Source organism: Ellagibacter isourolithinifaciens, from assembly GCF_008831035.1.
GTDB lineage: Bacteria > Actinomycetota > Coriobacteriia > Coriobacteriales > Eggerthellaceae > Ellagibacter > Ellagibacter isourolithinifaciens.
Genome location: NZ_WAJR01000039.1, coordinates 1 through 12,874 on the forward strand (window position 1 = coordinate 1; position 12,874 = coordinate 12,874).

The 12,874-nt window shown below is 59.9% G+C and carries 7 protein-coding genes and 1 tRNA gene; 7 read left to right on the plus strand and 1 reads right to left on the minus strand.

What is annotated here, in order from left to right; translation table 11 throughout:
- Window positions 1-322: 322 nt before the first annotated feature.
- The 4 genes from F8C90_RS10250 (at window position 323) to F8C90_RS10265 (ending at window position 8,756) form a co-directional block, all read left to right on the plus strand.
- Window positions 323-6,445, plus strand: a complete 6,123-nt coding sequence (locus F8C90_RS10250) for a Spy0128 family protein (RefSeq protein ID WP_158050412.1) — start codon at window positions 323-325, stop codon at window positions 6,443-6,445.
- 204 nt (window positions 6,446-6,649) lie between these two features.
- Window positions 6,650-7,138: a nucleoside deaminase gene (locus tag F8C90_RS10255; protein WP_158050413.1), complete on the plus strand. Its 489-nt coding sequence runs from the start codon at window positions 6,650-6,652 to the stop codon at window positions 7,136-7,138.
- The gene (locus tag F8C90_RS10260) at window positions 7,135-8,385 is read left to right on the plus strand and encodes a 4-(cytidine 5'-diphospho)-2-C-methyl-D-erythritol kinase (protein ID WP_246155896.1); all 1,251 of its coding nucleotides are present in this window, start codon (window positions 7,135-7,137) and stop codon (window positions 8,383-8,385) included. The genes F8C90_RS10255 and F8C90_RS10260 overlap by 4 nt, the downstream gene beginning before the upstream one ends.
- 8 nt (window positions 8,386-8,393) lie before the next feature.
- Window positions 8,394-8,756 carry a guanylate cyclase gene (locus F8C90_RS10265; protein WP_246155897.1) on the plus strand — a complete coding sequence of 121 codons (363 nt, stop codon included), beginning with the start codon at window positions 8,394-8,396 and terminating at the stop codon, window positions 8,754-8,756.
- 138 nt (window positions 8,757-8,894) lie between these two features.
- Here the strand turns inward: F8C90_RS10265 and F8C90_RS10270 are convergent.
- Window positions 8,895-8,985, minus strand: a tRNA-Ser gene (locus F8C90_RS10270).
- Window positions 8,986-9,048: 63 nt separating this feature from the next.
- Between F8C90_RS10270 and F8C90_RS10275 the strand changes: the two genes are divergently transcribed.
- The 3 genes from F8C90_RS10275 (at window position 9,049) to F8C90_RS10285 (ending at window position 12,519) form a co-directional block, all read left to right on the plus strand.
- Complete coding sequence (locus F8C90_RS10275; protein ID WP_158050414.1) at window positions 9,049-11,025, plus strand: DUF2207 domain-containing protein; 1,977 nt, start codon at window positions 9,049-9,051, stop codon at window positions 11,023-11,025.
- 82 nt (window positions 11,026-11,107) lie between these two features.
- Window positions 11,108-12,019, plus strand: a complete 912-nt coding sequence (locus tag F8C90_RS10280) for a DMT family transporter (RefSeq protein WP_158050415.1) — start codon at window positions 11,108-11,110, stop codon at window positions 12,017-12,019.
- On the plus strand, window positions 11,992-12,519 hold the full coding sequence (locus F8C90_RS10285) for a shikimate kinase (RefSeq protein WP_158050416.1): 528 nt from the start codon (window positions 11,992-11,994) through the stop codon (window positions 12,517-12,519). The genes F8C90_RS10280 and F8C90_RS10285 overlap by 28 nt, the downstream gene beginning before the upstream one ends.
- Window positions 12,520-12,874 lie beyond the last annotated feature (355 nt).

The window sequence follows — 12,874 nt, forward strand, 5'->3', positions numbered from 1 at the left end:
CATTTTGGCCGAGGCGCTGAAATCGCCGCAAATCGGGATACTTCGCGTCCTGTTCCTTTTCTAAAATGCGGACATTCGATGCGAATAGATAGCGAGAACTCACAAAGGGGGTTTCGTATATACGAAACCCCCTTGCGCATCTACGAACGTTACCCCCTCACCCGTTTCCCTTCATGATGGAAGGGTGGTAGTGCGCAAGGCAATGCGCGTATACGAGGAGAGGAGCAATGAATGAAGACGGGAATAAGAAAGGTGCCGTTTCTGGCGCGAGACAGTATCGAGCACATGAAGACCCTGGGACAAGAGGGACGGAGGTTCTATCGTGAAACGCACCAAGCTTCGTAACATCTTGCTTTCGGCGCTTCTCGCGCTGACCGTCGGCATGCCGACGCTCTCGTTCGCCGATGAAAGCGCTTCTGCGGGATCGGGCGCGTCGGGCGCAGGAACCACGCCCTATGCCGCAGGCGACAAGGACACGGTGGCCGACCCCAATACGGCGAGCACGTGGAGGGATTGGGGTCTGGATTACTCGACCCAGAGCGTCGGCCGCATCTGGACCGACAAGACGGTGTCGACCGAGGGCATCGCTCTGACAGGGGCGGACGGAACGATAACGATCGAGAAAAGCTCCGAGGCGGATTTCCTCACGGCGTTCTCGGCGCTTTCGTCCACGTCGAACTTGAAGTCGACGGTGGCGCAGCCGCTCGATATCGTGCTGGTGCTCGACGCCTCGGGCTCGATGGACGATCCCATGGGCAATGGCGACAACACGAAGAGGATCGATGCGCTCAAGGTTGCGGCGAACTCGTTTATCGACGAGATCGCGAAGCAGAACGCAAGCATAAGCGACCCTGCCCAGCAGCATCGGGTTTCGCTCGTGAAGTTTGCGGGAAAGAAAAACAATCAGGTAGGTAACGATACCTATCGCGATGGCAGGTACACCTACAACTACAGCCAGGTGATGAAGAACCTGACCTCGTGTGTCGGTTCGTTGGCGGATGACTTGAAGTCGACCGTCAATGCCATTAAGCCTGCCGGTGCGACGCAGGCTGACTATGGGTTGGAACTTGCGGATGGCCAGACCTCGGGTCGCGAGAACGCCAAGAAGATTGTGGTGTTCTTCACCGACGGTTCGCCGACGAGCAGCAGCGGTTTCGAAAGTGGTGTGGCAAGTTCTGCCGTTACTGCTGCTAAGTCGATGAAGGATGCGGGGGCGACCATTTACTCCGTCGGCATCTTCAGCGGTGCGAATCCCGCGCCCGATCCTACGAACAGCGGCACTAGCCGTGAGAACAAGTTCATGCACGCCGTGTCGAGCAACTATCCTACGGCCAGCTATACCAACCAAGGCTTCATATTCGACAATTGGGTTTGGAACTTTGGCGCACGTGCGACCAATTCCGACTTCTACAAAGCGGCTTCGAACGCGGCCGATCTGAAGACCCTCTTCGACGAGATTTCCCAGGAGATCACAAGCTCGACGGGCCTTCCCACCGAAGTGCAGCAGGGCTATGATCCTTCGACTTCGGGATACATCACCTTCACCGACCAGCTTGGCGACTACATGAAGGTCGATTCGTTTACGACGATCGTGTTTGCGAAGCAGCTGTTCCAAAATCCGGTGAAATCGACGAGTGGAAACGTTGATACGTACACGTTCTCGGGCGAAGCGGGCAACGTGCTTTATCCTTCGGGCAACTTGAGCTCGATTGTCATCACGGTGACCAAGTCAGACGATTTGGCGACGGGCGATTTTGTCGAAGTGAAGATCCCCGCGTCGCTCATCCCGCTGCGTCATTTCCAGATTGACGAATCGGCAGGCACGGGCAACGTCGACGTGACGTTCCCCATTCGCGTGTTCTTCGAGTCGAGCGTGAAGGAAGACGTGGAGAGCGCCTTGGCGAACCCTGATGCGGCGCTTGCCGCCTATATCGAGGCGAATGCGGCCGGCGACGGCGTGGCGTTCTATGCGAACAAGTGGAATGGTGGGGAAGACGGCGACGTCCTGGCGGCGTTCACCCCGGCGAAGTCCAACAGCTACTACTACATGACCGAGGAAACGCCGATCTATACGGATGAGGCGTGCACGGTGCCAGCTAAGGGCGCATTGAACGCAGGCGGCACGTATTACTACAAGCGCAGCTGGTACGATATTGGCAACGGGCAGGCGACGCCGCAGTCGGGCGCCATCCAGTTCTCAGGCAATATCTCTGAGTCTTTGTTCGGCTATATCGGTACCGATGCTTCCGGCAACGCGGTATTCAAGCCGGGTACTCCGCGCATTACCTATATCGATGAGCTGCGCACGCCTAAGGATAGCAATCCGACGGCGACGGCGGCGACGGTGCTCAACCCCCTGTGGTCGGGGAGCAGCATTGCCTGCCATCTGGGCAACAACGGAAAGCTCGTCATTGAGAAGCCGGGCACGCTGGCTATCTCCAAGTCGTTGGTCGTCCCCGAGGGCTACGATCGTGCCGATTTTGCCAACGACACTTTCACCTTTACCATCGAGATTGACAAGGCGGAGGGGCAGGAATTCTCCGCCGAAGTCCGCGATGTGAATAATGAGCCCGTGGGCGATGCGTTCACCATCGCGTTTGACAACAACGGTAAGGCGATGCACTCGCTCAAGGACGGCGAGAGGCTCTACATCCGGGGTTTGAGCGCGGGCTGGGAATACCTCGTCAGCGAGCAGCCTACGACTGGTTTCGATCAGATAGCTCCTGCGGAAAACAATGACCCGCAAGCTGCGACGGGAACGATCGCTGCTGGTGCGCAGGCGACGGCTGAATTCACCAACGCCTATCGTCCGAGCGGCACGCTCGATAACGACGATGCCCTTGTCGTCAAGAAGGTGCTGACCGGTCGTAGCTGGACTGACAACGACGTCTTCCGCTTCATCCTTACCCCGGTGACCGACAACGCTCCGATGCCGCTTGGCGAGAATGGCGAGCCTAATGGCGTGCTTACCCTTACCAAGCAGGATTTGGCTGACGGCGGTTATGCGGCTGGCACGTTCGGTAACATCACTTACACGAAGCCCGGTACGTACGTTTATGAGATCAGCGAGGATCAGAGCGTGGGCGCCGGAGCTGGCATGTCTTTGTCGCAGGCGCGCTATCGCGTGGTCGTCACGGTGACCGAAGAGCTTGCGGGGCAGGGCGACGATGCCATCCATCAGGGCATACTGAATGTGTCGAGCATCATGGTGCAAATCGCCGACGACGATGGCGCGAGCGTCCAGTCCGATGACGGCGTCGACGCCGCAACGTTCACCAATGAATTCGCCGCGAGGGAAGCGAAATGGAACCCTGCGGTGAAGAAGGAATACACCGACAACTCGGGTGCGAATCCCCTTGCGCGCGGTATGTTCAACTTCCGCATCGAGCCGGTCACTGATTGGGCCCCGATGCCCGCAAACCCGATCGGCGCAGTTAACGCTGACGGCAGCGTGACGTTTGGGGACATCGTCTTCACGGGCGACATGATCGGCGAGTCGTTCGAGTACCGCATCACCGAGTTGGTGCCGGATGGTGCTGGCAACTGGATCAACGTTGCCGACGCTGACGCGTCCCTGCTTCAGACTGGGATGATCTACGATGAGTCCACGTGGGTCGTCAGGGTAGACATTGCGAGCGAGATAGTCGACGATGAGCCGGTTGTGGTTTGGACGGCGAGCTACCAGCTTGCCGACGCGGCGCAAGGCTCTCAGGTCGAGTCGTTCGCAACTTTCCGCAATTCTTATACGCCTGAATCCGTGATCGTTCCCGCCGGGGACTTCGCGGCGGGCACCAAGACTCTCGCTGGGCGCGACATGCTTCCAAACGAGACCTTCGGGTTTGTGCTGCTCCCTGGCGATGACGTGACGCAGTCTGCCATCGCGAACGGCGCTGTCCGTCTGACGAGTACCGATGCTGTTGCGCTGAGAGGAACGAACGGCCAAGCGGTCGACTTCTCCTTCGGCGATGCAACGTTTACCAAGTCGGGTGCGTACACCTTCATGGTGCGCGAGAATTCGTGGAACAGCCAGCGGATTCCCGCTGATGGTACGCAGGGTATGGCGTTCGATCGCCATACTGCCACAATTGTGGTGACGGTGACCGACAACAACGGCGTGCTTGCGGCAACGCGAACGGTCGAGAACTCGCTCGACTTCACCAACCGTTATACGGCGGAAGGCGACTACGCTGGACTCGTCCTGAGCAAGACGCTCAACGGTCGCGATATGGACCAGGGCGAATTCACCTTCCACATCGCTGGCACCAATGACGCTGCTGCGGCGCTGCTTGGCGGCGACGGCACGCGCACGTTTGTGAATTCCGAGCCCCGTGCTGCGGGCGTTGCGTACGAGGCGACCCTGCTTACCGACCTGCACTTCACGCAGGACGACGCGGGCAAGACGTTCACCTTCGACGTGTTCGAGAACGTGCCTTCCATCGGGGCGCCTGGCATGACGTATGACAAGGCGATGCATAGCGTTGCGATCAGCGTTGCTTCCGACAACGCGGGCGCGCTTGTGATAACGACCACGGTCGACGGCGCGGCTGGCAACAAGGTTTCTTTCACGAATGCTTATGCAGCTGACCCTGCGACGTTCGATACCCAAGCGGGATTCGGGCTGTACAAGGTGCTCGAGGGGCGCGATTGGGAAGCCAATGACGCATTCAGCTTCCTTCTCGAGCCGCTGACCATGGGCGCTCCGCTGCCAGGCGATACCATCGTGACGGTCGGCGCCGACATGGTTGACCCCGCTACGGGCCATGCTCCGATTTCGTTCGGGGACATCACGTATAACCAGGTCGGAGTCTACAAGTATCGTGTGACCGAAATAAACGCTGGGTATATTATCGGTGGCGTTAAGTACTCGAGCAATGCTGCTGAGTTCACGGTGACGGTGACCGACCTTGACGAAAACGGCGTCCATACGGGCAAGCTTGTGGCGACCGCCCAGCTCACGACCACGCCCAACACGCGTGAGTTCACGAATGTCGCCGGCTTCGAGTATGACGACAACCAGATTCCCGTGAACGCGTTCAAGCGCTTCACGAACAACTCCGCGGTCGAAATGCCGGATATGACGGGGCTGTTCACCTTCACGTTGACCGCTGCTGAGGCGAATGCTCCGATGCCTGTGGCGACGACGGCGCACAATGATGCCGACGGGTCGGTCGACTTCGGCGTGATCACGTTCGACGCGAGCCTGTTCGACAACGGTCCTATCGTGATCAACAGCGCTCCTGTTGCTGACGCCGCTAACGAGCCGAGCGCAGCTGACAAGGCGGTAGCGAGCGACGTCCCTGCGGCAAAGCCTGCGGGCGATGGCCCGACGACCGACAATCCGCCTGCTGACGCCAACACGCTCGTGTTCCACTACACCATCACCGAGAAGGCGGGTGGGCACGCTGACGTGACGAACGACCCGAACCCCGCTTTCACCTTCGAGGTTACGGTGACCAGGGACAACGCTGGTAACGTCACGGCGAATGTGACCAACGTGCAGGATTACGTGAAGGGCACGTCGCTGCGCACTTTCACCAACACGTATACCTACACGCCGCCGGTCATCCCCGATCCTGACCCGATCTTCGCGGCTCCTGTGGCGAAGAAGATCCTTGAGGGTCGAGCACTCGTCGCGGGCGAGTTCTCCTTCGAGCTGCTCGAGAACGGCAAGGTCGTCTCTACGGGCACGAACGATGCTGACGGGAACGTGGTGTTCTCGGACATCAAATTCACCGAAGCGGGCACGCACATCTACACGATGCGCGAGATCGGCGCGGGAACCACAGCTGCCGGTGTCGCCTATGACGCGACGACGTACCAGGTCACGGCCGATGTTGTGGAGATCGACAACGAGCTGAGGGTTGACTTTGCCATCGATGGCGCCGATGGGGCGGTTTTCAAGAACGCTTATAAGGCCAAGGGTACGACGGTGATCATCGGCGCGACGAAGACCCTCGAGGGTCGCACGCTCGCGGCGGGCGAGTTCACCTTCAAGCTGACGGGCGCCGACGGTCGCACGTACGAGGCGAAGAACGCCGCTGACGGCCGCATCGAGTTCCCCGCGATCGACTTCGACAAGGTCGGAACGTACGACTTCACGCTGGTCGAGATGAACGACGGGCAGGCCGGCATCACCTACGACGGCCGCTCGTACAAGGTGACCGTTGTCGTGACCGATGACGGCAAGGGCAATCTGGTCGCGAATGTGACCTGGCCGAACGGAACGCCCCCAACGTTCAAGAACACGTACACGAAGCCTGCTCCCGCAGTGACTCCTGGCACGCCTGGCACGCCTGGCAAGTCCCCTGCGCGCTTCGCGAAGACGGGCGATGAGACGATGCCCATCGCATGTGTGGCAACCCTGGCGATTCTTGCCGCGGGTGCAGTCGGCGCTGCAGCGTTCGGTGCGCTTCGCAAAAGGGAGAAGGGAGATGAGAAGCAGTAGCTGATCGACTATGAGCCCCGATGCGGCCGCAGCACCCCAGCATCGCGATTCGATCACGCGATGTAGGGCCTCTCGATCGAGGCCCGTGCGGCCGCGGGGCACCCTTTGGCCCCGACTATAAGGTAGTGCGCAGGTTCTTTCCTTTCCTCGTGACGCGTGCGCAACGCCTTTGGCCGGGGCCTTGTTGTGCCTTATAATGGGCGCATGAACGACGAAGATTACATGAGGCTTGCCATCGCGGAGGCTCGACGTGCGGAATCGCTTGGCGAGGTGCCTATCGGCGCCGTGGTGGTCTACGAGCCGATAGACCGAGGGACGAGGCGCCCCTTGGCTGAGCCGCGCGTGATTTCCCGAGCGTGCAACTTACGGGAGACGACGAAGAACCCCGCAGGCCATGCAGAGTTTCTTGCCATGCAGGAAGCGGCGCGCGTGCTCGATGCTTGGCGCCTTTCGGACTGCACGGTGTACGTGACGCTCGAGCCCTGCATCATGTGCGCGGGGTTGATGCACCAATCGCGCATAGCCCGCTGCGTTTTCGGAGCTCCCGACCCGAAGGCTGGGGCTGTAGGAACGCTCTACCAGGTCAATGCCGACGAGCGCTTGAACCATACGTTTGAGGTGACGCCTGGGGTTCTTGCCGACGAGTGCTCGGCGCTCCTGAGAGATTTTTTCGCGAACAAGAGGAAGAAATGATTGAAGAAACCGCTTGCAATGAAGAGGCTGCCCTGATCGAGGGCGGCTTGCCTGGAGTGACTGGCGCTGGGGTGACGGCCGCCGATGCGCCCGCCGAGACGCCTGTTGCGGGTGACTCAGCTGCCGAGGCGTTGGCCGCCGAGGCCCCCGTCGAGAACGTTTCACGTGAAACGCTCGCTCCTGAGCAGGGAGAATGCATGAGTCGTCAGCGCGCCTCGCTCGAGGTTCCGGTCGATATGATCTCCATTGCGCGCACGGCGCAGATCGAGGGCGCGGGGCTTAAGCTTGTGGCGCCGGCGAAGGTGAACCTGTTTCTGAGCATCGGCGATCGTCGTGATAACGGATACCACGACGTGTCGACAGTCCTTCACGCTATGGCGCTTCACGATGTCCTGTACATGAAGCGTGCCGACATCGTTGCCGCACGAGCGGCGCTCGAATCCGCCGAAGAAGGTGCGCCAACGAATACGGCGAGCGCTGGCCCTGCGGGTAATATTCTCATTTCGATCAGCTGTGATGCACGCGGGGGAGTGGCGCCCCTTAACGTTCCCGCGCGTGAGAACATCGTGTTCAAGGCGATTGACCTGCTCGCTCGTAAGGCCGATATTTCTTACGACGACGCGATTAACGTTCGCATCGAGAAGAACATCCCGCACGAGGGCGGTTTGGGTGGCGGCTCTTCCGACGCGGCGGCGGCGCTTGTCGGTGCGGCACGCCTGTGGGGTATTTCCGAGGACGACTCCCTGATCGAGGAGGCTGCGCACGAGCTTGGCAGCGACGTGGCGTTCTTCCTCCATGGAGGTTGCGCGTGCTTCACCGGCACGGGCGAGCTGTTCGACCATGAGCTCGAGGCGATGAAAAAGCCGCTTGTGCTGATCAAGCCCGAGTCGGGCGTGTCGACCGCTGAGGCATACCGTACCTTCGATGGGAATCCCCAAAAGGTTGATGAGTCTGCGGCGGCTGCTGCTGAGGCGGCGCAGACGGCATGCGAGGTTCCCCTGGTGAACAACTTGTCAATTGCGGCCGAGAGCGTGCTTCCTGAGCTGGCTGACGTTCGCGCCTGGCTGCATCGTCAAGCGGGGATCGAGGCGTCGCTTCTTTGCGGCAGCGGATCGACCACCTTCGCCGTGTGCCGCGATTTCAACGTGGCATGCGCGATTGCTGCGGCGGCGCAATCGCGCGGCTGGTGGGCGAGAACCACCATGTTCGGCTCGCTTAAGGCCGCCATCGTACCCGAGCAGAGTTAGGTGCGCCCATGCCCTTGCTAGCCCGGCTTTCGAGAATCGTTCCGCTAATCATCGTGCTCGCGCTCGTGGCGGGCGTGGTGTACGTGGTCGCGATGTTTCTGTATTCCCCGACGAAGGCGAAAGAAATCCTCATCAAGCTGTTCACGTTCTTAATGAGCGTGCTCTCGGCATTTTTCGCGCTGGCGTCGCTGTATGCGCTGCTCGAGGGGAATATTGACGTTCTCGAGCTTTCGGCAAGCTTCCTGGCGACGACGCTTGTCGGCCTTGCTGTGACGCTTTTATGTCGGCGCTTGTTCATAAAGCACAACCCGAATTACCGCAAGAAGCCCGAGAAGGCCTCCGGCTTCAAGTGGTGGAAGTTTAGGAAGTAGCCCGTTCGTTCGCCCACTCGCCTGCGGTGGCCTGCGTGGTGCCTTTCAGGACCGCGTTCGCGTTTGGAGACGCGCGTGCTAAATCCCCTGCAGTTGGGCGAGAAAAAGCCCCCGCAGTTGCGGGGGCTGTGCAAATCGTGGCGGAGAAGTAGGGATTCGAACCCTAGATGCCCTTTTGGGGCATACTCACTTAGCAGGCGAGCACCTTCGGCCTCTCGGTCACTTCTCCACTTATAATAGGTGCGGTTTGCTATGATACCGTGAACGGGAAAAAGATGCAAGGAGCACTGCGGTGAGAAACAGAAAGGATGCGCGGCGAACGGTTTGGCTACGCCTCATGCGGATGAATGCGAACAGCTCGTGCGCTGCGAAGCGCCCGATTGCTCGCACTATCGCCCCGATGCGCCCAGCGGTTTCCCTCGCTGCCGTACTCGCGGCTTGCCTTCTCGTGCTCGCTGTCGCTTTGATGGCGGCATCGCCTCGCGTTGCATTCGCCGTCGGATCGTATTCAAGCCCGAAAACCGACATCACCATGCAGGTGGAAACGGACGGATCGTACCGGGTCATCGAGTACCGCGTCCTCGATTTCCAGGGCGATTCGGCATATGTCGGCTGGTCGTTCACCAGCCTTGCCGAAACGGCGAGTGTGCAGATCAACGGTATGCGCCTCGCTCAAGCCGACGCCGACGGGAACGTCGAGGGCGATTGGAAGACGCTTTCGAGCACCTCGTTTTCCGCCAAATGGCTCGCCGGGGGCGCCTCCAGTGGGGCAACATACGCTTACGATAATGCGAAGAACACGCTTTACGCATTTCCTCAGGTGTCCGATTCTCGCGTAATCGTAGAACTCGACTACACCATCACGAACGCGGTTCTCGCCTACAAGGACATCTCCGAGGCGTACTGGACCTACGTTTCCCTCGATTGGCCGGTGGCTTCGGAAAACGTGACGGCGACAATCACGCTTCCTGTCGCTCAAGGACAAACCGTCATCCCGAACGACACGGTGCGTGCGTGGGGGCATGGTCCCCAAAACGGTACGGTCTCGGTTGATTCGGCGGGAACGGTCGTGCTACACGACGACGTGGTGAACCCCGGTCAGTACGCAACGGCCCACGTGCTGTTCCCCGCATCGTGGCTCACGCACCTCGACGGCAAGAAGATGCTCGCGAATCGTGCGACAGCTCGACTCGACTACGCGATTGCCGAGGAGAAGGTGTGGACCGATTCCTGGAGCTTCCAGCAGGAAGCTCTTTTCACGACCTTTGCCCTGATAGCCTTTGTCTGCGCGGCGATTCTAGCCGCGGCGGCGATCGCTTATGCCCGTTTGGGCCGGGAATACCCGTCTGATTTCTCGGGGAAGTACTATCGGGAAGTTCCCGAAGAGGGCTTGGAGCCTGCGGTGGCAGGGCGTCTTTGGCGCTGGAATCACGATGACATGCGCGACTTCACGGCGACGGTGATGCGGCTTGCGCATAAGGGCGTGCTGCGCATCGAGGCGAGCGATCCCTCCAAAGACGCTGCTCCCACCTGGTATCTCTCGGTTGCCTTCGGAGCGCCGACGGGAAGCCTCAGCGCGCTCGAGTCTTCTGCGCTGGAGATTCTCATGGGACACAGCGCTCTTGGCGACTCCCGCTCGCTCAGCCAGCTGAAGCAGCGTGCGGTCGATCAGCCCGAGGTTTTCGTCGAGTCGATGAGCGCATGGCAGGCCTCGCTTGGCAAGGCGTGCGAGGAGCGCGATTTCTTTGAGACTGCGGGCGAGCGCGCGCAAAAGGTGTTCCTCATCGTGGCCGGCGTGACTGCTGTCGCGGGGATTGCCATTGCAATCATCACGATAAACCCGATTCCCGCCGTCCTCGCGCTTCCGACCGCCATGGCGACGACGCTCGTCGCAAACTACCTCCCGAGGCGCACTGAGAGCGGCAACAATCTGATCGCGCGTTGCAAGGGGCTTCGAAATTGGATGCGCGACCTGGAAAAACTCGACGAGCCCATGTCTCTTTCCCCGTCGCAATGGGGAGAGCTCCTGCCTTTCGCCTATGAGTTCGGCGTGGCTGACGAGGCGGTGTCGTTCCATGGTGCGCCCCAGCCGGCTGTTTGGCAGACGTGGTACGAGACGAAATCCCAAACCGCGTTGGCGCGCGTGCGGCGCCTTGCTGCGGCCCCGGCAATCAACGAGTGTTTGAGAGACTCGCTTCAGGCGGCGCATACCGCGATCGCGAAGCGCGAGGAGGCCCAGGCGACGGGCGGCGGATTCGGCAGGAAATAGCGGGGTCTTAAGGCGTCATGCGGGTCAAGCGCCCGTGTGCGGCGGTTCTCGGCCCTGACTCGAAGGAAGAAGAGCATAATTCATGGCAAATATCCCATCTTGGGTCTATAAGCTCCTCATCGTTCTCGCGACGATTATCTGGGGTTTCAGCTTCGTCGTCATGAAGGACGTCGTGGCCGTGCTGCCCCCGGCGTGGCTTTTGGGCATGCGCTTTCTCTTTGCGGGCGCGTTGCTGCTCGTGATACTGCGCAAGCGCGTGATGCGGTTCTGCTCGCGCAAGGTCGTGACCTACGGGTTCATTCTCGGGGTACTCGACTTCACCGCCTTCTGGCTGCAAACGGTGGGGCTCAAGCACACCACGCCGGGCATCAACGCGTTTCTTACCGCGACGTATTGCGTGCTTGTGCCGTTCGCCTGGTGGCTCATCGCGCGTAAGCGCCCGACCGTGTTCAATATCGTTGCGGCGATCGTGGCCGTGTGCGGCATTTGGCTTGTGTCGGTGAGCTCGTCAGGCGAGACGCTCTCCATCGGTTTCGGCGAGGCGATGACGCTTGGCTGCGCGGTCGCATTCGCGGCGCACATCGTCGCCGTCTCGAAGTTCGCGCAGAAATGCGACGCGCTCGTTTTGACAGTGTTCCAGTTCATCGCGGAAGGCGCGCTCGGAATTATCTTCGGCGCTGCGACCGAAACCTTCCCGGGTATCGCGGCGTTCACCCCTGAAATTATCGGGCAGATGCTGTTCCTCGCGGTGTTCGCGTCCGTCGTTGCGTTCGGTATCCAGAACGTGTCGCTCGCGCATGTGCCACCCACCCAGGCGTCGCTTCTCTTGAGTTTGGAATCGGTGTTTGGCGTGGTGTTTTCCATCCTGTTGTATGGCGAGCAGATGACGTTGCGCCTTGTGGTGGGCTTTGTGCTGATCTTTGCTGCTATAGTGATCAGCGAGACATTACCGTTGAAGGAGAAGCTATGTCGGAGAAAAACAACATCGTCCTGATCGGCATGCCGGGTGCCGGCAAGTCAACTTTGGGCATCGTGCTCGCGAAGATCGTCGGTTACGACTTTATCGACGCCGACCTGGTGATTCAGAATCAGTGCGACAAGACGCTGCAAAAGCTGCTCGACGCGTGCGGTCCGGAAGGGTTCATCGCCGTTGAGAACCAGGTGCTCTCCGATTTGAAGGCCGAGCGTTCGGTCATCGCGACGGGCGGTTCTGCGGTTTATTCCGACGAGGCCATGAAGCATCTTTCCGAGATCGGCCACGTGGTTTACCTGCAGATTTCCTACGACGAGCTGAAAAGCCGCCTGTCCGATTTGCAGGAGCGCGGCGTAGTTTTGAAGAACGGCGTCGGCATGAGTCTGCATGAGCTCTTCGATGAGCGCAAGCCGCTTTACGAGAAGTACGCGGAGGTCACGGTGAACGTTGACGACCTCACGATCACGGCTGCCGCGCGCAAGGTGGCAAGCGCCCTGAAGGGGCTCGTTCCTGAGGCGTAAGGGCGTCGACAGCGATTAAGTCGAACTTGGGACAAAAAAGGCCGTTTTAGGGGGTTGCCACCGCGTCAGGAGGGCTTCTCTAGCTCGTCCCGCAGGCTTGCGAATCTCAAAAAGACCCTCGAACGAGAACTCCCGCGGAGATGACCCCCCTAAAACGGCCTTTTTTGTCCAAAAACGCGTTGTTTCGTTGTCGGCGAAGTGTTCGAGCGACTTGACTTTCACGGGGCATAGACCGCGCTATTTCTGCCTGGCAGGTGAGTACTTGCGCTTCCGCCTGACCATTCGGTTCATTTGCGGTTCGAGGGTTCTCCCTCGTCTTTCGGTAGTCCGCTGAACAATTCAGATAAGGTTATTC

What these genes read in the sequence shown, in the direction of transcription:
- F8C90_RS10255 (WP_158050413.1), top strand. Translation starts at nt 6,650, where the DNA reads ATGAACGACGAAGATTACATGAGGCTTGCCATCGCGGAGGCTCGACGT.
- F8C90_RS10260 (WP_246155896.1), top strand. Translation starts at nt 7,135, where the DNA reads ATGATTGAAGAAACCGCTTGCAATGAAGAGGCTGCCCTGATCGAGGGC.
- F8C90_RS10265 (WP_246155897.1), top strand. Translation starts at nt 8,394, where the DNA reads ATGCCCTTGCTAGCCCGGCTTTCGAGAATCGTTCCGCTAATCATCGTG.
- F8C90_RS10280 (WP_158050415.1), top strand. Translation starts at nt 11,108, where the DNA reads ATGGCAAATATCCCATCTTGGGTCTATAAGCTCCTCATCGTTCTCGCG.
- F8C90_RS10285 (WP_158050416.1), top strand. Translation starts at nt 11,992, where the DNA reads ATGTCGGAGAAAAACAACATCGTCCTGATCGGCATGCCGGGTGCCGGC.